Genomic DNA, 21,794 nt, shown 5'->3' on the forward strand with positions numbered 1-21,794 from the left:
TCAACGGTCGAACTCCAGGCGCCGGCCGGCCGCCGCGCCGACCAGCTGCGTCCCGTCCCAGGCCAGTTGCCCATTGACCCAGGTCGAGGCGATCCGGCTGTGGAAGCTGCGGCCCTCGAACGGCGACCAGCCGCACTTCGACAGCACGTCTTCGCGGCGCACGGTGAACGGGGTGTCGTCGACCAGTACCAGGTCGGCGGCATAGCCCTCGCGCAGGAAGCCGCGCTCCTTCACGTCGAACAGCTGCGCCGGGGCATGGGCGAACTTCTGCACCACCTGCGCGGTGGACAGCCGGCCCTCATGGACCAGCTCCAGCGCGGCGACCAGCGCGTACTGCACCAGCGGCAGCCCGCTGGGCGCCCTGGTGTAGGGGTTCCGCTTTTCTTCCAGCAGGTGCGGGGCGTGGTCGGTGGCGAGCACGTCGAGCACGTCGTCGGCCAGGGCCTGGATCAACGCTTCGCGGTCGGCCGGGTCCTTGATCGCCGGGTTGCATTTGATCAGGTGCCCGAGCGCCTCGTAGTCGCGGCGGTCGAAACGCAGGAAGTGGATGCAGGTCTCGGCGGTGATCTGCTTGCGGCTGCCATCGGGGCGCACCAGCGGTCCGCGCTCGAACAGCGCCAGCTCGTCGGCGGTGGAGATGTGCAGTACGTGCAGCCGGGTGCCGTGCCGGCGCGCCAACGAGATCGCCAGTTGCGTGGACTTCATGCAGGCCTCGCGCGAGCGGATGTCGGGGTGGCAGGCCGCGGGGATGTCGTCACCGTACTTCTCCCGGTACCGGGCCGTGGCGGCCTCGATCATCGGGGTGTCTTCGCAGTGGGTGATGATCGGCGTGGGTACGTCGCGGAACACCGCGTCCAGCACCTCCGGGTCGTCGACCAGCATGTTGCCGGTGGAGGCGCCCATGAACACCTTCACCCCCGGCGCACTGCGCGGGTCCAGGCGCTGGATCGCCTCCAGGTTGGAGGTGCTGGTGCCCATGTAGAAGCCGTAGTTGCCGCGGACACGGCCGGCGGCGCGGCGGTACTTGTCCTCCAGCGCGTCGGCATCGAGCGTCGGCGGGCTGGTGTTGGGCATGTCCATGAAGCTGGTCAGCCCGCCGGCGACGGCGGCGCCGGACTCCACCGCCATGTCGGCCTTGTACTCCATGCCCGGCTCGCGGAAATGCACCTGGTCGTCGATCATGCCCGGCAGCAGGCGCCGGCCGGCGGCGTCGACCACCGGCTCGCCCTCCCGCGCCGACAGTCCACTGCCGATCCGCGCGATGCGCCCGTCTTCGATCCGCAGGTCGCCGTCGAACTCGCGTCCTTCGTTGACCAGGCGGGCATTGACGATCAGGGTCGATGGGCTCATGGGGGTCCTCGGTCAGTGGGCGGGCGGCACGGGGTCGTGGCCGCCGGGGTTGAGTGGATGGCAGCGGGCGATGCGGCGCAGCGCCAGCCAGCCGCCACGCAGCGCGCCGAAGCGGGCGATGGCCTGCATCGCGTAGCTCGAGCAGCTCGGGTGGAAACGGCAGCGGGGTCCCAGCAGGGGGCTGACGAAGCGCTTGTAGCCTTTCAGCAGGACGATGAGGACGCGTTCGATCACGGGGGTCCGGTGCCGGGCACGCGTTGTCGCGGCGGGGTAGGATGGGGCCTTCACCATCGATGTGGCGCGAAGCCGCTGCGGCACACGGCAGGCGCCATGACAAGTGACGGGCGCGCGGTGTGGGAACCCGCTGTGGCGCGGTTGCCGCCGCTTGCGGGGCAGGGTATAACAGCGCGCTTTCCCGTCACAAGGGACTGACCAAGGATACCCGACAGTGGCAGCGAAGAAGACCGTCAAGAAGGCCGCGAAGGCCACCAGCAGCGCCAGCAAGGCGGCGGCCAAGACTCCCGCGAAGAAGGCGGCGGTGGCGAAGAAGGCAGCGGCGAAGAAGGCCGTCGCCAGCGAAGCCCCGGCGAAGAAGGCGGTTGCGAAAACCGCCTCCGGGGCCGCCGCGAAGAAGGCGGCCAGCAAGGTGGCGAAGGCCGCCAAGGCGACCACCGCTCCGGCGAAGACCGCCGGCGCGCCGGCCGCGCGCCGTCCCGGCAAGGTCGCCGTGGCGGTGGCAGCCAAGCCGCAGGCACCCACTCCCCGGAGCAAGTACAAGACCGTGCAGTACAAGACCGACAAGAACACCGGCCGCCCGATCCTCCCCGACGGCTATCGCCCGGACGCGGACGAGGAGTACATGAGCGCGCTCCAGCTGGAGTATTTCCGCCAGCGCCTGATGCAGTGGCGCGAGGACCTGGTGGAAGAGTCCAAGCAGACCATCGAGAACCTCAAGGAGGAAGTGCGCGACGTCGGCGACGAGGCCGAGCGGGCCACCCGCGAGACCGAGAACTCGCTGGAACTGCGCACCCGCGACCGCTACCGCAAGCTGATCAGCAAGATCGACAGCACCCTCAAGCGCGTGGACTCGGGCGAATACGGCTACTGCGTCGACACCGGCGAGGAGATCGGCCTGGATCGCCTGGAGGCGCGGCTGACCGCCGAGCGCACCCTGGATGCCCAGGAACGCTGGGAGCACCTGCGCAAGCAGATGGGCGACTGAGCTCCCGTTCCCCTGCGCGATACCGAAAGGCCCCGCAGAGCGGGGCCTTTTCCGTGGTCGGCTCCACCGGAGCGCCCGCGGGGAGCGGCCTCAGCCGCGAATCCCCTCAGCCGCCGCTTGGCGAATGAACCCCAGCATCGCCGCCAGCCCGTTGCTGCGGGTCGGCGAAAGCTGCCGCGCCAGCCCGATGTCGGCGACGTAGTCCGGTTCGGTGGCGAGGATCTCCTCCGGACTGCGCCCGGAGTAGACCCGCAGCGCGAGATGGATCAGGCCCGACACGATCGCCGAGTCGCTGATGGCGTGGAAGTGCAGGGTGCCGTCGCGGTTCTCCGGGACGATCCAGACCATCGACTGGCAGCCGTGCAGCCGGTGCTCTTCGGTCTTCCAGGCTTCCGGGAAGGGCGGCAGCTTGCGTCCCAGGTCGATCAGGTACTGGTAGCGCTCGGACCAGTCGCTGAAGAAGCCGAACTCCTCGACGATGGCGGCCTGGGCGGCCCGGGCGGTGGGTTCGAGCGGGAAGGGGGAGTCGGGGAAAGCGGTCACGGGATCCTCGTTGTCTCAGCCGCGGCGCCAGCGCACGCCGGCGGCGGTGTCCTCCAGCAGCACGCCCTCGGCGGCGAGCTGGTCGCGGATGGCGTCGGCGCGGGCGAAGTCGCGCGCCTTCCTGGCCGTTTCGCGCTCTTCCACCAGGGCCTGGATGCGGGCATCGTCCCCGGCAGCCGCGTCGCGGGCGAACCAGCCGGCCGGATCCTGCTGCAACAGGCCCAGCGCCCGGCCGGCGCCGATCAGCTGCGACTTCAAGCGCGCCCGTTCCGGATCGGAGCCCGCCTTGCGGGCCTCGCCGGCGATGCGCGAGAGCTCGGCCAGCGCCTGCGGGGTGTTGAGGTCGTCGTCCAGCGCGGCTTCGAGTTCCGCCGGGATGATAGGCCCGGCCTGCACGCCGGCCAGGTCGCGCAGCGTGCCGTACAACCGGTCCAGGGTCCTGATGCTGCGCTCGACCAGCGCCGCGGACCAGTCCAGCGGCTGCCGGTAGTGCGCGCTGAGCAGGGCATAGCGCAGCGCCTCCGGTGGGTGGGCACGGACCAGGTCGTGGACCTTCTCGATGTTGCCCACCGACTTGCTCATCTTGGCGCCGCCGAAGGTCAGCATGCCGTTGTGCAGCCAGAACCGGGCGAAGGTGCGCCCGCCGTGGGCGCATTCGCTCTGGGCGATCTCGTTCTCGTGGTGCGGGAACTGCAGGTCGACCCCGCCGGCGTGGATGTCGATGGTCTCGCCCAGGTGCGCGGCGGCCATCGCCGAGCATTCGATGTGCCAGCCCGGGCGGCCGCGGCCCCAGGGCGAGTCCCAGCCCGGCAATTCCGCGGTCGACGGCTTCCACAGCACGAAGTCGCCGGGATCGCGCTTGTACGGAGCGACGTCCACCCGGGCGCCGGCGAGCATCTCCCCGGTGTCGCGCCGCGAGAGCCTGCCGTAGCCGGCGAAGCTGCCGACCGAGAACAGCACGTGGCCTTCCGCGGCGTAGGCGTGCCCACTGGCGACCAGCCGCTCGATCATCGCGATGATCTCGGCAATGTGCGCGGTCGCCTCCGGCTCGATGTCCGGCGGCGCCACGCCCAGCGCGGCCATGTCCTCGCGGTAGGCGGCGGCGAAACGGTCGGTGATCGCCGAGATCGGCACGCCCTGTGCGGCGGCCGCGGCATTGATCTTGTCGTCGACGTCGGTGATGTTGCGGGCGTAGGCGAGGGCGCCGAAGCGGCGCCGCAGCAGCTCGGCCAGGACCCCGAACACCACCGGGCCGCGCGCGTTGCCGATGTGCACGTAGTTGTAGACGGTCGGCCCGCATACGTACATGGTGGGGCGCGCGGGATCGAGCGGCCGGAAGGGTTCGACGCGCCGCGTCAGGCTGTTGAAGAGGTGCAGGCTCATGGGGACATCGGACAGGTTTGCGACATTCTACCCGGCGCGGCGACCGGCCCGCCCCGGCGTGGCCGCGGACCGCGCACCAGCAGGGGTTCAGCCCCCGTGCGTGCACGGCACCTACACTCTGCCGGTTGCCTGCGAAGGACCTGCCCACCGATGAAGTCCAGCCTTGCGCCGCTTGCCTTGCTGCTTGCAGCCGCGGCATTCCCTGCCTGGGGACAGGAGACCCGCACGGTCATCCAGGCCGAGAACGTCCGTTTCGCCTATGCGCAGGTGCTGCAGGTCACCCCGGTGTACCAGACCCTGACGGCGACCGCGGTCGAGCAGGAGTGCGATCCGGCCGGCGAACCCGCGGCGGACGCGGACGGGCCGTCGCGGCTGCAGCGCGTGGTCGGCCGCGTGCGCGACGCGCTGGGCGGAAGCGATGGCGGGGACGCGGGCGAGCCGCGCGTGGACTGCCGCACGGTGCCGGTCCAGCGCGAGTTCCGCCGTCCGATCGCCTATGACGTGGACTACGACTACAAGGGGCTGAAGTTCCGCTCCAGGCTGCCGGACGATCCGGGCAACCGGCTTCGCATCCGGGTCGGCGTGACCCCGGTGGTGGTCGGCGACCACAGCGAGTAGGCGCTTGCCGCCGTCCCTGCCGCGTGCCAAGATCCTCCGCTCGATGAATGCCCTGCGCGCCCACGCCGACATCCTGACCTCCGCCCGCATGGCGGCCGGCATGACCTCGCGCGCGCGCCGACGCTCGACCGACATTCCGGCCGGGTAGTACGCGCACGCATCGTTGTACGCGGTACGCAAGCCCAGCCACCGCGCTGGGCTTTTTCGTACCTCGACCGCCCGGCGCCTTCCCTCCAAGGAGCCTCGCGATGTCCCCCCGCCACTTCCTCAACACCCAGGACTGGTCCCGGTCCGGCCTGGACGACCTGCTGGCCCGTGCCGCGCAGTTCAAGCGCAGCCCGCTGGGCGACCAGCTCAGGGGGCGCTCGATCGCGCTGGTGTTCTTCAACCCGTCCATGCGTACCCGCACCAGTTTCGAACTGGGCGCCTTCCAGCTGGGGGGCCACGCGGTGGTGCTGCAGCCGGGCAAGGACGCCTGGCCGATCGAGTTCGATACCGGCGTGGTGATGGACGGCGAGGCCGAGGAGCACATCGCCGAGGTCGCCCGGGTGCTGGGCCGCTACGCCGACCTGGTCGGGGTGCGCGCGTTCCCCCGGTTCGCCGACTGGTCGGTGGACCGCGAGGACCGGGTGCTGCGGGCATTCGCGAAGTTCAGCCCGGTGCCGGTGATCAACATGGAGACCATCACCCACCCGTGCCAGGAACTGGCCCACGTGATGGCGCTGCAGGAGCACTTCCTGGGCCGCGAGCCGGGATCCAGTCCGGAGCAGGTCCTGCGCGGGAAGAAGTACGTGCTGACCTGGACCTACCACCCGAAGCCGCTGAACACCGCGGTCGCCAATTCCGCCCTGGCCATCGCCACCCGGATGGGCATGGACGTGACCCTGCTGTGCCCCACGTCCGAGTACGTGCTCGACGCGCGCTACATGGACTGGGCGGCCCGCAACGTGGCCGAGAGCGGCGGCTCGCTGAGCGTCAGCCACGACCCCGACAGCGCCTACGCCGGCGCCGACGTGGTCTACGCCAAGAGCTGGGGCGCACTGCCGTACTTCGGTAACTGGGAAGCGGAGAAGGCGATCCGCGAACGGCACCGCCACTTCATCGTCGACGAGCGGAAGATGGCCCTGACCCGCGGCGCGGTCTTCAGCCACTGCCTGCCCCTGCGGCGCAACGTGAAGGCGTCCGACGCGGTGATGGATTCCCCGCAATGCATCGCCATCGACGAGGCGGAGAACCGCCTGCACGTGCAGAAGGCGGTGATGTCGGCGCTGGTGCGCTGACACCCGTTCCTCGTTCCCCGTTCCTCTCCACCCGTTCCCCGAGCTTTTTCAGGTTCCAGCCCATGACCCAGCCCCGCCCCATCGTCCTCGCCTTCTCCGGCGGCCTCGACACCAGTTTCTGCGTTCCCTACCTCGCCGCGCGTGGCTGGGAGGTCCATACGGTCTTTGCCGATACCGGTGGCGTGGACGCCGGGGAGCGCGCCTATATCGAGCAGCGCGCCCACGAGCTGGGCGTGGCCAGCCATGTCACCGTCGATGGCGGTCCGGCGATCTGGGACGGCTTCGTCAAGCCCTTCGTCCGGGCCGGGGAGGGCTACCAGGGCCAGTACCCGCTGCTGGTCTCGGACCGCTACCTGATCGTCGAGGCGGCGCTCGGGCGGGCGGCCGAACTGGGCACCCGGGCGATTGCCCACGGTTGCACCGGGATGGGCAACGACCAGGTGCGCTTCGACCTGGCGGTCATGGCCCGGGGGGATTACCGGATCGTCGCCCCGATCCGCGAGATCCAGAAGGAGCACACCCAGGTGCGCGCCTATGAGCAGCAGTACCTGGAGGCGCGCGGCTTCCACGTCAGGGCGAAGCAGCAGGCCTATACCATCAACGAGAACCTGCTGGGTGTGACCCTGTCCGGCGGCGAGGTGGACCGCTGGGAGGTGCCGGGCGAGGGCGCGGTGGGCTGGTGCCTGCCGCGCGCGCAATGGCCCGACGAGGCGCTGGAGCTGCGGGTCGGCTTCGAGCAGGGCGAGGCGGTCAGCCTGGATGGCGAGCGCCTGCCCGGGCATGAGCTGCTGGCGCGCCTCAACCGGGCGCTGGCGCAGTACGGCGTGGGCCGCGGCCTGTACACCGGTGACACCACCATCGGCCTGAAGGGCCGGATCGTCTACGAGGCGCCGGGCCTGGTGGCGCTGCTGGCCGCGCACCGCGCGCTGGAGGAGGCGGTCCTGAGCAAGCAGCAGAACCGCTTCAAGCCCGAGGTCGCGCGCAAGTGGGTGGAGCTGGTCTACGAAGGCTTCTTCTCCGATCCGCTCAAGGCCGACCTGGAGGCCTTCCTCGCCTCCAGCCAGGCCACCGTCAATGGCGAGGTGGTGCTGCGTACCGAGGGTGGCCGGGTGGACGCGGTGGCGGTCGATTCGCCGCACATCCTCGCTGCCGGCGGCGCGACCTATGCCCAGGCCGCCGACTGGGGCGTGGCGGAGGCCGAGGGGTTCATCAAGCTGTTCGGGATGAGCAGCACCTTGTGGGCGCAGGTGAACCGGGGCGGGAACGGGGCACCGGGCGCCGGGAACGGGGGAATTGCCGGTGCTTGAGGATGTGCTGGGCCACCTGGAGGCGCTGGTGGGCTTCGACACCCGCAATCCGCCGCGGCTGATCGGGACCGGCGGGATCTTCGATTACCTGCGCGCGCAGCTGCCGGGATTCCGGATCGAGGTGACCGACCACGGCGATGGCGCGGTGTCGCTGCTCGCGGTGCGTGGCAATCCGCGGCGGGTGTTCAACGTGCACCTGGACACGGTGCCGGATTCGCCGGCGTGGACCGCGGACCCGCACCGGCTGCGGGTTGCCGGCGGGCGTGCGACCGGCCTGGGTGCCTGCGACATCAAGGGCGCGGCCGCCGGGCTGCTGGCCGCCGCGGCACGGACCACGGGTGACGCCGCGTTCCTGTTCTCCACCGACGAGGAGGCCAACGACGCGCGCTGCATCAGGGCCTTCCTCGCCGGCGATCATGGCTTCGACGAGGCGATCATTGCCGAGCCCACCGCGTGCGAGGCGGTGCTGGCCCACCGCGGCATCAGCTCGGTGCTGATGCGTTTCACCGGCAATGCCGGGCACGCCTCCGGCGCCGACGCGATGCGGGCCAGCGCGCTGCACCAGGCGATGCGCTGGGGCAGCCGCGCGCTGGACCTGGTCGAGGGCGAAGCGCAGCAGCGCTTCGGCGGGTTGGCCGGGCTGCGCTTCAACATCGGGCGCGTGGAAGGCGGCATCAAGGCCAACATGATCGCGCCCGACGCGGAGGTCCGTTTCGGCTTCCGCCCGCTGCCGTCGATGTCGGTCGACGGACTGCACGGGCGCTTGCGGGGGCTCGCTCCCGATGCGGCCGTGGGCCATTACGAAGAGACCTTCCGTGGTCCGCCGCTGCCGGCCGGCGACGTCGCCGATGCGGAGGCGCGCAGGCTGCAGGCGCGTGACCTGGCCGATGAGCTCGGCCTGCCGGTCGGCAACGCCGTGGACTTCTGGACCGAGGCCTCGCTGTTTTCCGCCGCTGGGCTGACGGCGCTGGTCTATGGCCCCGGCGACATCGCCCAGGCGCATGCGGCGGATGAGTGGGTCGAACTCGACCAGCTGCAGCGGTATGCGGAATCGGTAGCCGGGATCCTGTCATGACCATCAACCCTGATCCACGTGACCTGCAGACCCGGCAGACCATCGTCCGGTTGCTGTCTTCCATGGCCAGCACCCGCGAGGTGAGCCAGTACCTGAAACGCTTCTCGCGCCTGGACGCCGCGCGCTTCGCCGTGGTCAAGGTGGGCGGTGCGGTGCTGCGCGACGACCTGGAGGCGCTGGCGTCGTCGCTGGCCTTCCTGCAGGACGTGGGCCTGACCCCGATCGTGGTTCACGGCGCCGGCCCGCAGCTGGACGCGGAACTCTCCGCCGCCGGCATCGAAAAGCAGACCGTCGACGGCCTGCGCATCACCACCCCGCAGGCACTGGCCGTGGTGCGGCGGGTGTTTCATGCGCAGAACCTGCGGCTGGTCGAGGCGCTGCACCGGCACGGCGCGCGCGCGACTTCGATCGTCTCCGGCGTGTTCGAGGCGAAGGTCATCGATCCGGTGCGGCTGGGCCTGGTCGGCGAGGTCAGCGGGGTGGAGCGCGCACCGGTCCGCGCCGCGCTGGCCGCCGGCTCGATCCCGGTGATCGCCAGCCTGGGCGAGACCGCCGGCGGGCAGATCGTCAACGTCAACGCCGACTACGCCGCCAACGCCCTGGTCACCGAGCTGCAGCCCTACAAGATCGTTTTCCTGACCGGCACCGGCGGCCTGCTGGACGCGCAGGGCAGGGTGATCGACTCCATCAACCTGACCACCGAGTACGCATCGCTGATGGAGGCCGACTGGGTCAACGGCGGCATGCGCCTGAAGCTGGCCCAGATCAAGACGTTGCTGGACCGGCTGCCGCCGTCCTCGTCGGTGTCGATCACCCGCCCGGCCGAGTTGGCCAGCGAACTGTTCACCCACAAGGGCTCGGGCACCCTGGTGCGGCGCGGCGAACAGGTACTGCAGGCGGCATCCTGGGACGAACTGGACCTGCCGCGGCTGCGCACGCTGATCGAATCCGCGTTCGGGAAGAAGCTGGTCGACGGCTACTTCGAACGCACCCCGCTGCGCCGTGCCTACGTCAGCGAGAACTACCGCGCCGCGGTGATCCTGGCCGACGTCGACGGGCAGGACTACCTGGACAAGTTCGCCGTGCTCGACGAGGCCCAGGGCGAGGGCCTGGGGCGCGCGGTGTGGCAGGTGATGCGCGAACGCACCCCGCGCCTGTTCTGGCGCTCGCGCCATCGCAACCCGGTCAACGCGTTCTACTACGCCGAGGCCGACGGCCACCTGCGGCAGGAGGACTGGAAGGTGTTCTGGTACGGCATCGACGACCTGGACGTGGTCGCACGCTGCGTGGCGCATTGCCGCGGACGTGCGCCGACGCTGGGCGCGCCGCTGGTGGGGAAGGAGGCAGAGGCATGAGCGACGCTCCCGTCCGGCTCGGCATCGTCGGCGCACGCGGCCACGTTGGCGCGGAACTGATCCGGCTGGTGGCCGGGCACCCGGGCTTCGAGCTCGCCTTCGTCTCATCCCGTGCGCTGGATGGTGAACGCGTCGCCGACCACAACCCGGCGTACGCGGGCGAGCTGCGTTACCGCGCCCCGGACTACGCGGAACTGCCGGCGCTGGGGGCCGATGCGGTCGTGCTGGCGCTGCCCAACGGCAAGGCCGCGCGCTGCGTCGAGGCTTTCGACGCGGCCGGTTCGCAGGCGCTCCTGATCGACCTGTCGGCGGACTACCGCTTCGACCCGGGCTGGTACTACGGCCTGCCCGAGCTCACCCGCGTCCGGTACGCCGGCCAGCGCCGGATCAGCAACCCCGGCTGCTACGCCACCGCGATGCAGCTGGCGATCGAGCCGATGCTCGGGCTGCTCGAAGGGCCCGTGCAGTGCTTCGGTGTTTCGGGCCATTCCGGCGCAGGGACCACGCCCTCGGACCGCAACGACCCGGAGAAGCTGCGCGACAACCTGATGCCGTACGCGCTCACCGGGCATGTGCACGAGCGCGAAGTCAGCACCCGGCTCGGCCACCCGGTCGAGTTCATGCCGCACGTCGCCCCGCATTTCCGCGGCATCACGGTGACGGTGAACCTGCACCTGGCCGCGCCGCTGCGGCGGGAAGAGGTGATGGCGCGCTACCACGACCGCTACGCCGGCGAGCCGCTGGTGCGCGTGGTCGATGAAGCGCCGTGGGTCAGCGCGATTGCCGGCCGGCACCACGTCGAGATCGGCGGGTTCACCCTGTCGGCCGATGGCAGGCGGCTGGTGGTGGTGGCGACCGAAGACAACCTGTTGAAGGGCGCGGCGACCCAGGCACTGCAGAACCTCAACCTGGCGTTCGGGCTGGATGAGTGGGCGGGGATCGGTACGTCCATGGATGCCCGCGTCCGCGGGCATAACGTTGTGGCCGTTCGCGGGCATGACGGCGGGGCCGTGCGCGGCCATGAGGGAGAAAGGGCATGAGCGGGTTGCTGTGGCAGAAACCGGGGGTGCAGGTCGACGGGCGGATCCAGGCCTTCTGTGCCGGCGATGACGTGATCCTGGATCGCGAGTTCTTCCTGTTCGACATCCGCGCCAGCCGCGCGCATGCGGAGGGGCTGCAGCGCATCGGCATCCTGTCGGCGGACGAGCTGGAGGCGATCGGCCGCGAGCTCGACGCGCTGGCGGCGGACTTCGGGTCGGGCGCGTTCGTGCTCGATGCGCGCTACGAGGACGGCCACTCGGCGATCGAGGCACGGCTGGTCGAGCGCCTGGGCGATACCGGCCGGCGCATCCACACCGGGCGCAGCCGCAACGACCAGGTGCTGGTGGCGACCCGTTTGTGGCTCAAGGACCGGCTGGCCCGCCTGCAGGCGCTGTGCGTCGAGGTGGCCGGCGTCGCCCTGGACCGCGCGGAGGCCGAGGGCGGGGTGCCGCTGCCCGGCTACACCCACCTGCAGCGGGCGGTGGTGTCCTCGCTGGGCATGTGGTGGGCCGCCTGGGCGGAAGGCTTCATCGACAATGCGGCGCGCGCCCGCGACACCCTGGCCTGGGTCGATGCCAACCCGCTGGGCAGCGCCGCCGGCTATGGGGTGAACCTGCCGTTGGACCGCGATTACACCACGCGCGCGCTGGGCTTCGGCCGGATGCAGGTGGCCGCGACCTATGCCCAGCTCTCGCGCGGCAAGTTCGAGATGGCCGCGATCGAGGCACTGTCCAGCGCGGTATTGGACCTGCGCCGGCTGGCCTGGGACCTGAGCCTGTTCACCAGCGCCGAGTTCGGCTTCGTTTCGCTGCCGGCGCAGTACACCACCGGCAGCTCGATCATGCCCAACAAGCGCAACCCCGACGTCATCGAACTGATGCGCGCCAGCCATGCCAGCGTGGCGGCGGGCCGGGCGGAGATCGAGCACCTGCTGTCGCTGCCCTCGGGCTACCACCGCGACCTGCAGTTCTCCAAGGGCGCGATCTTCCATGCCTTCGGGCGCGGGCTGGGCGCGCTGGAACTGCTGCCCGACCTGCTGCGCAACCTGGAGTGGCGGGCGGAGGTGATGCGCGCGGCGATCGACGGCGGAATGTATGCGACCGACGTGGCGGTGGAGCAGGCCGCGGCCGGGGTCCCGTTCCGGGAGGCCTACCGCGCCGCCGCCGGCTCGCTGGAACAGGCCGGCGAGGGCCGCTCGCCCGAGGCCAGCCTGCAGGCGCGCGTCTCGCCGGGGGCCGGCGCGCAGCCGGGGCTGGACGTGCTGCGCGGCCGCCTGCGGGCATGGACGTCGGCATGACGTGATCGGCCGCAAAGTCGGAGGTCCATCCGCGAGTCCAGGTGCATGCCGATGAGCCAGCACGCCCTCCGTTCCGCAGTGCGTCCCGATCCCGACCCGTCGATGGTCGACATCGCCGACTACCTCGTCGATTACACGATCGAGTCCGGGGAGGCCTTCGAAACCGCGCGCTACATGTTGCTGGACTCGCTGGCCTGCGCGGCACTGGCGATGGACCACGAGGAGTGTGTGAGGCACCTGGGGCCGCTGGTCCCGGGTGCGGAGATGAAGGGCGGTGCGCGCGTGCCCTACACCGGGCACGAGCTGGACCCGGTCCAGGCCGCCTACAACATCGGCGTGCAGATCCGCTGGCTGGACTTCAACGACACCTGGCTGGCCGCCGAATGGGGCCATCCCTCCGACAACCTGGGCGCGATCCTCGCCGTTGCCGATTACCTGGGCCGCAAGGCCGAGGCGCGGGGCGGCACGCCGCTGACCGTGCGCGATGTGCTTGCCCTCGCGATCAAGGCTCACGAGATCCAGGGCTGCTATGCGCTGGAGAATTCGTTCAACCGCGTCGGCCTGGACCACGTGATCCTGGTGCGCCTGGCTTCCACCGCAGTGGCCACCTGGATGCTGGGCGGCGGCAGGGACGAGATCGTCAACGCGGTCTCGCACAGCTGGATCGACAACGGTGCGCTGCGGACCTACCGCCATGCGCCCAACACCGGCCCGCGCAAGAGCTGGGCGGCCGGGGATGCCTGCCGCCGCGCGGTCACCCATGCGCTCAACGCGGTCAAGGGCGTGGCCGGCTATCCCAGCGCGCTGAGCGCCCCGGTGTGGGGGTTCCGGGACGTCGCCTTCCAGGGGCGGCCGTTCGGGTTCGAGCGTCCCTTCGGCAGCTACGTGATGGAGAACGTGCTGTTCAAGATCAGCTTCCCGGCCGAGTTCCACGCGCAGACCGCGGTGGAGTGCGCGATGCAGCTGCATGGGCAGGTCAGGGACCGCCTCGACCAGGTCGAACGCATCGAGATCCAGACCCAGGAGGCAGGCATGCGGATCATCGACAAGACCGGTCCGCTGTCCAACTACGCCGACCGCGACCACTGCATCCAGTACATGGTGGCCGTGCCGCTGATCTTCGGCCGGCTCACTGCCGACGACTACAGCGACGAGGTCGCCGCCGACCCGCGGATCGATGCGCTGCGCGGCAAGATGGTCGTCAGCGAAAACGCGCAGTTCACCCGCGACTACTTCGATCCCGACAGGCGCTACATCGGCAACGCGGTCCAGGTGTTCTTCAGGGACGGCAGCGCCACCGGGCGGGTCTCGATCGACTATCCCATCGGCCATCGCAAGCGCCGCGCCGAGGGAATCCCGGTGCTGATGGAGAAGTTCGAATCGGCCGTGCGGGGCAGGCTGCCCGGGACCCGCGTCGATCGCCTGCTTTCGCTCGCCGCTGCCCCGGAGCAGCTCGAGGCGATGCCGGTGACCGACTTCATCGCGCTTTTCCATCACCGGCAGGCGTAGGCTGCCGCGGGCTTGGGCCAAGCGCCGGCGTATGTTAGACTGCCCGGCTTTCGAGTACAGCTTCGGCGTTGGTGCACGTAACGCCGCTGTCCTGCAGGCAGGCCCGCCGGTCGCACGACCGGCATCCCCGGGCCGGCACGTCAACATCGACCGCGCATGCGCGTCGTATCGCGGGACTGCCATCCTTCCCTCGTCTGTTTTTCCAGGCGTGTAGCGGCCTGCGCCGCTTGGCCATGGATCCGGCTGTGCTCCCGTCGCACCACGCGGGCTGTCCCGCGTGGTGCACCGAGCCCACGCACGAGGAGGAAACCCAGGCCGATGACCCCACAGTTCCCCGAGCAAGCGATGCCGCGCTGGAAACGCGCGGTGCTCAAGGTCGGCAGCAGCCTGCTGTCGGATGGCAAGGGCGGGCTGGGCAAGCGCAATGCCGCCGCGCTGGCCCGGATGATGTCCCGCTTCCATGACCAGGGCCGCGAGGTGCTGCTGGTCTCGTCGGGGGCGGTGGCGGCCGGCCGCGGCCTGTTTGCCGGCCGCGACGCCGACCTCACCCAGCGGCAGGCGCTCGCCGCCATCGGCCAGACCCCGATGCTGGGGCTCTGGCAGGGGCTGGTGGACCAGCCGGTCGCCCAGGTGCTGCTGAGCCACGACGACCTGCGCAACCGCCGGCGCTACCTCAATGCCCGGGCCACCCTGCGCGAGCTGCTGCGCGCCGGCGCGCTGCCGATCGTCAACGAGAACGACACCGTGGCGGTCGACGAGCTGAAGGTCGGCGACAACGACAACCTCGCCGCGGTGGTGGCCTCGCTGGTCGACGCCGACGTGCTGCTGATCGCCACCGACACCCCGGGCCTGTACACCGGCCATCCGATGGAGGATCCGCACGCGCGCCCGTTGCCCACGGTCGATGCGATCACCCCCGAGGTGATGGACATGGCGCGCGGCGGCGCCGGCGAGCTCGGCACCGGCGGCATGCTCACCAAGCTCGAGGCCGCCAGCAAGGCGGCCGCCGCCGGGATCGGCACCGCGCTGTTCAGCGGCCGCCACGAGGCCACCATCGATGGGCTGGCCGAAGGCCGCCTGCGCGGGACCTGGATCCCGCCGCATGGCGAGCGGCTGGTCGCGCGCAAGCTCTGGCTGCGCCACACCCCGCCCAGCGGCGGCGTGATCCGCATCGATGAGGGGGCCGCCGAGGCGCTGACCCGCCGCGGCGCCTCGCTGCTGCCCGGCGGGGTGGTCGCGGTGGAGGGCGACTTCAGCCGTTCGGCGATGGTCGACGTCCTGCCGGCCAGGGGACGCAAGCGCCTGGCCCGCGGGCTGGTGCAGTACCAGTCCGACCACCTGCAGCGCATCGCCGGTTGCCATACCCGCGAGATCTCCGACGTGCTCGGCTTCGACAACGGCGCCTCGGTGATCCACCGCGACGACCTGGTGCTGCTCGGACCCGCCGCCACACCCGCCCCCGAAACCATGCTGGAGGCATGCTGATGACCGGATACGTACGCAAGCTCGCCGTGAAAGCCCGCGAGGCCGCGGTCCAACTGGCGACACTGGACGGCGCCGCCCGCGCCGCGCTGCTGGAGTCGATGGCCGATGCCGTCGACGCCGGGCGCAGCGACATCCTGGTTGCGAATGCACAGGACATGGAGCGTGCCCGTGGCAACGGCACCAGCGGGGCCATGCTCGACCGGCTGCAGCTCGGCGAGGCGCGGATCGACGGCATTGTCCAGGCCATCCGCGAAGTGGCCGCGCTGCCGGACCCGGTCGGCGAGGTGACCCGCACCAGCACCCTCGACAACGGCCTGCAGGTCGACCGCGTGCGGATCCCGCTGGGACTGATCGCGATGATCTACGAGGCCCGTCCCAACGTCACCGCCGACGCGGCGGCGCTGTGCCTGCGCGCCGGCAACGCGGTCCTGCTGCGCGGTGGCTCGGAGGCCCGCGAGAGCAACATCGCCATTGCCCGGTGCCTGCACCGCGCGCTGGAGGAGCATGGCCTGCCGCGGGAAGCGGTGGCGTTGCTGGAGGACACCGCCCGCGAGCACGTGCTGGAACTGCTGCAGCTCAGCGACCTCATCGACCTGGCGATCCCGCGCGGCGGCGAGCGGCTGATCCGCTTCGTGGCCGAGAACGCCCGGGTGCCGGTGATCAAGCATTACAAGGGTGTCTGCCACCTGTACGTGGACCGCGCGGCGGACCCGGCGCTGGCGCTGAAACTGGCGATCGACGGCAAGCTCTCGCGCCCCGGCGTATGCAACGCACTGGAGACGATGCTGGTGCATGCCGACATCGCGCCCGGCTGGCTGCCCGGCGCACTGGCCGAGCTGCAGGCGCGCGGTGCCGAAATCCGCGGTGACGAGCGTACCCGCGGGCTGTTCCCGCAGGCCACCGAGGCGACGCCGGAGGACTACGACACCGAGTACCTGGCGCCGATCCTGACGGTGAAGGTGGTCGACTCGTTCGAGGATGCCGTGGCGCACATCCGCCGGCACACCTCCGACCACACCGAGGTGATCGCCACCGAAGACGAAGAGGCCGCGCGGTGCTTCGTGCAGTCGGTCCGCAGTTCCGCGGTAATGGTCAACGCCTCCTCGCGCTTCAACGACGGTGGCGCGCTCGGGCTGGGCGCGGAGATCGGCATCTCCACCACCCGCCTGCATTCCTACGGCCCGATGGGGCTGGAGGCGTTGACCATCGAGCGCTACGTGGTGCGCGGGACGGGACAGGCGCGGCACGGGGATGTGTCGAGCAAAGTGACGTAGTCGCGGATTTCGGCGACGGCGACCTCGAGGTCGGGCGCCATCAGGCGATTCCGTTTCAGGAAGGCCCGCCACTGGGCGTTTTTCTGCGCGTCCTGGGCAAAGGCTCGGCTCAGTCCGAACGGCGGTGATACCGGAATCGGCGTGCCACGGCGTTCGAATGTGGCGCGCACGGCATTGGCAAGTTCTGTTGGATCGATGGTGCCTTCCCGGACCAGCGTCAACAGGTCGAAGTAGTCCTTCATCCGGCTATTGGCGATTCCCAGTTGGGCGATGGCTTCCAGCTTTTCGGCGAATACGGTCTCGCGCGGGTAAACGCGCAGCTCCGGCGCCGGCATGTCGTCAAGCAAGGTCGGAAAGGGCATTTGCAGTGCCGCGGGGGTGACGGCATCGCCGAACCCGACATCCCACTGGACGGTGCAACGGGCATTGCCGAGCCGGGCCAGTAGAGATGCCCTGAGACCGTCGTAGCGCGCTTCCTCGCGAATGGACGTAACGACGATGGAGTTCGTGTCGTAGCTCAACCCGTCATCGGCATCGATCGTGCAGAGCTGGCGGATCGTCCCGGCCAGCCTTTCGGCATCGGGTGGGCCGAAACCCAGGAAGTCGGCATCGCGGGTCGGGCGATGCGGCTGGTCGAACCAGAGCGCAAACAGCATTGCCCCCTTGAGCACGAACTCATCGCGATGCACCGATTGCGACAGTCGGTACAGCAGTCGCTCCACGGCGAACCGGTCGAGTACGAACTGGAACTCCTCACCGCGTGACCTGGCGCGGTCCAGTAGACGTTGGCGAATTGATGCGATCCGGTTTGCCGGTGGCGCCGCATTCACGACAGTGCCTCGAGGTACGGGCGCATCACATTCGCGACTCGGCAGATGTGGGCGAAGTGCCAGAGTTCGTCCATGGACGTCACCCTGCTGCGACGTGCTTCCCGCAGCGCCTCCATGGCGACATCCACGCCAATTTTGTTGCGGAACTTGAAGCAGTCAGCAACGGTGCGGGCAATGCTGGTGAGCTTGACGGGGACATTGTCGACCACGCGGGTTTCGATCCCGGCTTCCAGAGAGGAGCCGGAGAACCGCACTACGCGCAACGGAGGCCAATCAAGACGTGGAGCCCGGTCCTTGTGGCCGATGGCAATCCAGACTTCATGAGGGGCCTGCGTAGTGAGGCGGTGGAGGCGAAGCGCAGTCAGGAGGCAGAAAATCGCCTCCGGAACTCGTTTGACCACGATGACCAAGGCCTCATCCGAAGCTGGTTCCCGTCCAGGTAGTGCATACAAGCCTCGAGCGACCCGGACCAGTTGGCCGCTGACTACAAGCCGGCTCAGTTGCGAACGCGCCACGCCAGCCGCTTCAAGTTCGTGGGAACGGGCCGTGCCTTGGCCGATCAGGTCGCGAGCCAGTTCGAAGGCGTTCGTCATGCAGGGAGTCTGTTCCATAATGTCGGCAAGAGTAAACTATTGCCGACATTATGGAATCGCCGTGTCGGCGAGGACTTCAGGAAGTCCCGTGGCATCACGAAAAAGGCCGCCCGGAAGGGCGGCCTTGGTCGTTGATTCTTTGGTCGGGGAGACAGGATTTGAACCTGCGACTTCTACGTCCCGAACGTAGCGCTCTACCAGGCTGAGCTACACCCCGACGGGAGCAGCGCATTGTAGCGGCGGCCCCGGGGGCAGGCAAGGGGGAATCCTGGTTCGCCGGATGCCGAACTGCGACACACCTCCACCCGCCCGCTAGACTTGTCGGCTCCCCTCAACGCCCGCGCCCGGAGCCGGTCTTGATCAAGCCACGCACGCCCCCCGGGGTCATGGAGCTGCTGCCCCGTGACCAGGTCGCCTTCCAGCGGATGCTGGACACCATCCGCCGCAACTACGAGCGGTTTGGCTTCCTGCCGGTGGAGACGCCGGTCATGGAACTGTCGGAGGTGCTGCTGACCAAGTCCGGCGGCGAGACCGAGCGGCAGGTGTACTTCGTCCAGTCCACCGGGGCGCTGGAGAAGGGCGGCGAGGGCCGGCCGGAGCAGGCGCTGCGCTTCGACCTGACCGTGCCGCTGGCGCGCTACGTGGCCGAGCACGAGCACGACCTGGCCTTCCCGTTCCGGCGCTACCAGATGCAGCGGGTCTACCGTGGCGAGCGGGCCCAGCGCGGGCGCTTCCGCGAGTTCTACCAGTGCGACATCGACGTGATCGGGAAGGACACGCTGAGCGTGCGCTACGACGCCGAGATCCCGGCGGTGATCCACGCGGTGTTTTCCGATCTGGCGATCGGCAGGTTCACCATCCAGCTCAACAACCGCAAGCTGATGCGCGGCTTCTTCGAGGCCCGCGGCGTTGCCGATCCGGACCTGCAGGCCCGCGTGCTGCGCGAGGTCGACAAGCTTGACAAGCGCGGCCCCGACTACGTGCGCGAAACCTTGGCCGGCGAGGGCTTCGGCCTCGCCGCCGACGCGGTGGACGCGATCATGGCCTTCGTCCAGGTGCGCTCCACCTCGCATGAAGACGCGATCGCCCGGCTGGACGCGCTGGAAGGCGACAACGGCGTTTTGCGCGAGGGCGTGGCCGAGCTGCGCGAGGTACTTGGGCTGGTCCGCGCGATGGGCGTGCCGGAGGCCGACTACGCGCTCAACTTCTCCATCGCCCGCGGCCTGGACTACTACACCGGCACGGTGTACGAGACCACGCTGGACGACTATCCGCAGATCGGTTCGATCTGCTCGGGTGGGCGCTACGAGGATCTGGCCAGCCACTACACCAGATCCAGGCTTCCGGGCGTCGGCATCTCGATCGGCCTGACCCGGCTGTTCTGGCAGCTGCGAGAAGCCGGCCTGGTGGCCACCGGCGAGAGCACGGTCGACGTGCTGGTCACCCAGATGGACGCCGATGCGCTGCCGCAGTCGCTGGCGCTGGCCTCCGAGCTGCGCGCCGGCGGGATCGATACCGAGGTGGTCATGGAGGCGTCGAAGCTCGGTAAACAGTTCAAGTACGCCGACCGCGCCGGCATCCGCTTCGTCGCGGTGCTGGGCGGGGACGAGGCCGCGCGCGGGGTGGTGACGATCAAGGACCTGCGCGATGGCGACCAGTTCGAGGCGCCGCGCGCCGGGCTGGTGGCCGCGCTGCGGGCGCGCATGCAACAGGGGGGCGCGGCATGACGCCGGTGAAGCTGGACGGATGCTCGCTGACGCGGGCGCAACTGGTCGCGGTCGCCCATGGCGCCGCGGTGGAACTGGACGCCGCGCGCCTCCCGGCGGTGGCGAAGGCGGCCGAATTCCTGGCCGCCCAGGTCGCCCGCGAGGAGCCGATCTACGGCGTGTCGACCGGTTTCGGCAGCAATGCCGACCGGCTGCTGGGTGCCCGCCGGGTGCGCAGCGGCGCCGGCGGCGATGCCGCCAATCCGCACGAATCCCTGCACGCCGAACTGCAGCACAACCTGATCGTCACCCACGCCGTGTGCGTGGGCGAGCCGTTCGCGCCGGAGGTGGTGCGGGCGATGCTGTGCATCCGCATCAACACCCTGCTGCGAGGGCACTCCGGGATCCGCGTGGAGACCCTGCAGGCACTGGTGGCGATGCTCAACGCCGGCATCGTGCCGGTGGTGCCGCAGCTGGGCTCGGTGGGGGCCTCGGGTGACCTGGCGCCGCTGTCGCACCTGGCCATCGTGCTGCTGGGCGGCGGCGAGGCCTTCTACCAGGGTGAGCGCATCCCCGGTGGCGAGGCGCTGTCGCGCGCCGGCCTGGAGCCGGTGACGCTGTCCTACAAGGAAGGCCTGGCGCTCAACAACGGCACCGCGCAGATGCTGGCCTGCGGCGTGCTGGCGCTGTCGAAGCTGGAGGAACTGCTCGACACCGCCGACCTGGCCGCGGCGATGACCGTCGATGCCTTCGCCGGGCGCCTGGGCGCGTTCGCCGGGGAGGTCCACGCCCTGCGCCCGCACCCGGGGCAGGTCGAGGTCGCCGCGCACCTGCGCAAGCTGCTGGAAGGCTCGACCCTGGCCGACATCGGCTACCACCTGGTGCCGCGTTTCCGCCCCTGGTCGCCGGACGCCTGGCCGCAGGACGATGCCGACGCGCCGGGCTTCGACATCGGCTGGGACTGGGTGCCGGCCGACCAGCGCCACGGCCGGGAGAAGTTCTACCAGCGCTTCCGCCCGTTCCGTGGCGGCAAGAAGCACCAGCCGCAGGACAGCTACTCGCTGCGCTGCGTGCCGCAGGTGCACGGCGCGGTGCGCGATGCGGTCGCCCAGGCCGCGCGGGTGCTGGAGATCGAGCTCAACGCGTTGACCGACAACCCGATCGTGTTCCCCGATGCCGAAGCCGAGCACGTCGAGCAGCAGGTGATCTCCGCCGGCCACTTCCACGGCATGCCGCTGGCACTGGTGATGAGCTACCTCAAGGCGGCCATCCCGACCCTGGCCAGCATCTCCGAGCGCCGGCTCAACAAGCTGGTCGACCCGGCCACCAACGACGGCCTGCCGGCGTTCCTGATCGGCAACGAGGACGCCACCGAGTCCGGCTTCATGATCGTCCAGTACACCGCCGCGGCGATCGTCAACGACCTGGCCAGCCGGGCCATGCCGGCCTCGGTGTACTCCATCCCGACCAGCGCCAACGCCGAGGACCACGTGTCGATGGGCGCCAACGAGGCGCGCCACGTGCTGGCCATGGTCGACGACCTGGGCAAGGTGCTGGGGCTGGAGCTATACACCGCCGCGCAGGCGCTGGACCTGCGCCTGGCGATGATCAACGCCGCCCGGAAGCTGGCCCGCGAAGGCAGTGCCGCGGCGCTGGCGCGCAAGATCCAGGGTGGGCCACGCCGGGACGGCGAGCCGCTGCAGGCCGCGTTCCACCGTGATGTCGAGGGGCTGTGCACCGAGCTCGCCGCGGCGCCGGAGTTCCGGCCGGGCAGGGCGGTCGCGGCCGCCCATGCGGCGATCCGCGGGCGCATCGCCTTCATGCCGCGTGACCGGGCGATGGACGGCGACGTGGCCGCCGCCGTGAAGCTGGTCACCGATGGCGTGGTACTGGCCGCCGCCCGGAATGCGTGGGCCGACTGAGGAG

19 protein-coding genes, 1 tRNA gene and 1 pseudogene are annotated in these 21,794 nt (G+C 70.1%); 14 read left to right on the plus strand and 7 right to left on the minus strand.

Annotated features, from left to right (window positions below; genetic code table 11):
• The gene (locus tag LY625_RS09385; RefSeq protein WP_233739821.1) at nt 1–1,350 is read right to left on the minus strand and encodes a dihydroorotase; all 1,350 of its coding nucleotides are present in this window, start codon (nt 1,348–1,350) and stop codon (nt 1–3) included.
• Nucleotides 1,351–1,362: 12 nt separating this feature from the next.
• Nucleotides 1,363–1,641, minus strand: a complete 279-nt coding sequence (gene yidD / locus LY625_RS09390; RefSeq protein WP_233739823.1) for a membrane protein insertion efficiency factor YidD — start codon at nt 1,639–1,641, stop codon at nt 1,363–1,365.
• 157 nt (nt 1,642–1,798) lie between these two features.
• Here yidD and dksA point away from each other — a divergent pair, with 157 nt between their 5' ends.
• Nucleotides 1,799–2,572, plus strand: a complete 774-nt coding sequence (gene dksA / locus LY625_RS13505) for an RNA polymerase-binding protein DksA (RefSeq protein WP_233739825.1) — start codon at nt 1,799–1,801, stop codon at nt 2,570–2,572.
• A 90-nt stretch (nt 2,573–2,662) separates the two neighbouring features.
• Here dksA and LY625_RS09400 read toward each other — a convergent pair whose 3' ends face one another.
• Together LY625_RS09400 and cysS are read right to left on the minus strand one after the other, a co-directional pair.
• Entirely contained in the window at nt 2,663–3,115 is a 453-nt protein-coding gene (locus LY625_RS09400) for a SufE family protein (RefSeq protein ID WP_233739827.1), read from the minus strand.
• Between the two features lie 15 nt (nt 3,116–3,130).
• Nucleotides 3,131–4,498: a cysteine--tRNA ligase gene (cysS, locus tag LY625_RS09405; protein WP_233739837.1), complete on the minus strand. Its 1,368-nt coding sequence runs from the start codon at nt 4,496–4,498 to the stop codon at nt 3,131–3,133.
• A 150-nt stretch (nt 4,499–4,648) separates the two neighbouring features.
• Here cysS and LY625_RS09410 point away from each other — a divergent pair, with 150 nt between their 5' ends.
• The 11 genes and pseudogenes from LY625_RS09410 (at nt 4,649) to LY625_RS09460 (ending at nt 16,739) form a co-directional block, all read left to right on the plus strand.
• Nucleotides 4,649–5,116 (plus strand): hypothetical protein, encoded by a 468-nt coding sequence (locus LY625_RS09410; protein WP_233739839.1) that lies wholly within the window; start codon nt 4,649–4,651, stop codon nt 5,114–5,116.
• A gap of 4 nt (nt 5,117–5,120) precedes the next feature.
• Nucleotides 5,121–5,264, plus strand: coding sequence for a hypothetical protein (locus LY625_RS09415; RefSeq protein WP_233739841.1), 144 nt, complete (start codon nt 5,121–5,123; stop codon nt 5,262–5,264).
• Nucleotides 5,265–5,364: 100 nt separating this feature from the next.
• Nucleotides 5,365–6,396, plus strand: coding sequence for an N-acetylornithine carbamoyltransferase (locus LY625_RS09420; protein WP_233739843.1), 1,032 nt, complete (start codon nt 5,365–5,367; stop codon nt 6,394–6,396).
• A 62-nt stretch (nt 6,397–6,458) separates the two neighbouring features.
• A complete protein-coding gene (locus LY625_RS09425) occupies nt 6,459–7,703 on the plus strand; it encodes an argininosuccinate synthase (protein ID WP_233739845.1) in 1,245 nt (414 codons plus the stop codon).
• On the plus strand, nt 7,696–8,778 hold the full coding sequence (locus tag LY625_RS09430) for an acetylornithine deacetylase (RefSeq protein WP_233739846.1): 1,083 nt from the start codon (nt 7,696–7,698) through the stop codon (nt 8,776–8,778). The genes LY625_RS09425 and LY625_RS09430 overlap by 8 nt, the downstream gene beginning before the upstream one ends.
• Nucleotides 8,775–10,133: an acetylglutamate kinase gene (locus tag LY625_RS09435; RefSeq protein ID WP_233739847.1), complete on the plus strand. Its 1,359-nt coding sequence runs from the start codon at nt 8,775–8,777 to the stop codon at nt 10,131–10,133. Before LY625_RS09430 ends, LY625_RS09435 begins: the two co-directional genes overlap by 4 nt.
• Nucleotides 10,130–11,077, plus strand: a pseudogene (gene argC, locus LY625_RS09440) (N-acetyl-gamma-glutamyl-phosphate reductase); the annotation flags it as partial. The gene LY625_RS09435 and the pseudogene argC, both read left to right, overlap by 4 nt.
• A 92-nt stretch (nt 11,078–11,169) precedes the next feature.
• Nucleotides 11,170–12,471, plus strand: a complete 1,302-nt coding sequence (gene argH / locus LY625_RS09445) for an argininosuccinate lyase (RefSeq protein WP_233739848.1) — start codon at nt 11,170–11,172, stop codon at nt 12,469–12,471.
• Between the two features lie 51 nt (nt 12,472–12,522).
• Entirely contained in the window at nt 12,523–13,980 is a 1,458-nt protein-coding gene (locus tag LY625_RS09450) for a bifunctional 2-methylcitrate dehydratase/aconitate hydratase (RefSeq protein WP_233739849.1), read from the plus strand.
• Between the two features lie 318 nt (nt 13,981–14,298).
• Nucleotides 14,299–15,465 (plus strand): glutamate 5-kinase, encoded by a 1,167-nt coding sequence (gene proB / locus LY625_RS09455; protein WP_233739850.1) that lies wholly within the window; start codon nt 14,299–14,301, stop codon nt 15,463–15,465.
• Nucleotides 15,465–16,739 carry a glutamate-5-semialdehyde dehydrogenase gene (locus LY625_RS09460; protein ID WP_233739851.1) on the plus strand — a complete coding sequence of 425 codons (1,275 nt, stop codon included), beginning with the start codon at nt 15,465–15,467 and terminating at the stop codon, nt 16,737–16,739. Before proB ends, LY625_RS09460 begins: the two co-directional genes overlap by 1 nt.
• Here the strand turns inward: LY625_RS09460 and LY625_RS09465 are convergent.
• From LY625_RS09465 to LY625_RS09475, 3 genes are all read right to left on the minus strand, one after another.
• Complete coding sequence (locus LY625_RS09465) at nt 16,679–17,569, minus strand: nucleotidyl transferase AbiEii/AbiGii toxin family protein (protein ID WP_233739852.1); 891 nt, start codon at nt 17,567–17,569, stop codon at nt 16,679–16,681. The genes LY625_RS09460 and LY625_RS09465 overlap by 61 nt on opposite strands.
• The gene (locus LY625_RS09470; RefSeq protein WP_233739853.1) at nt 17,566–18,162 is read right to left on the minus strand and encodes a type IV toxin-antitoxin system AbiEi family antitoxin domain-containing protein; all 597 of its coding nucleotides are present in this window, start codon (nt 18,160–18,162) and stop codon (nt 17,566–17,568) included. The genes LY625_RS09465 and LY625_RS09470 overlap by 4 nt, the downstream gene beginning before the upstream one ends.
• Nucleotides 18,163–18,302: 140 nt before the next feature.
• Nucleotides 18,303–18,379: transfer RNA gene (locus LY625_RS09475), tRNA-Pro, on the minus strand.
• A 139-nt stretch (nt 18,380–18,518) separates the two neighbouring features.
• Here LY625_RS09475 and hisS point away from each other — a divergent pair.
• Both hisS and LY625_RS09485 read left to right on the plus strand, forming a co-directional pair.
• Nucleotides 18,519–19,889 carry a histidine--tRNA ligase gene (gene hisS / locus LY625_RS09480; RefSeq protein WP_233739854.1) on the plus strand — a complete coding sequence of 457 codons (1,371 nt, stop codon included), beginning with the start codon at nt 18,519–18,521 and terminating at the stop codon, nt 19,887–19,889.
• Nucleotides 19,886–21,790: an aromatic amino acid lyase gene (locus LY625_RS09485; protein ID WP_233739857.1), complete on the plus strand. Its 1,905-nt coding sequence runs from the start codon at nt 19,886–19,888 to the stop codon at nt 21,788–21,790. The genes hisS and LY625_RS09485 overlap by 4 nt, the downstream gene beginning before the upstream one ends.
• Nucleotides 21,791–21,794 lie beyond the last annotated feature (4 nt).

Source organism: Lysobacter sp. GX 14042 (assembly GCF_021390425.1).
Classification (GTDB): Bacteria; Pseudomonadota; Gammaproteobacteria; order Xanthomonadales; family Xanthomonadaceae; genus Novilysobacter.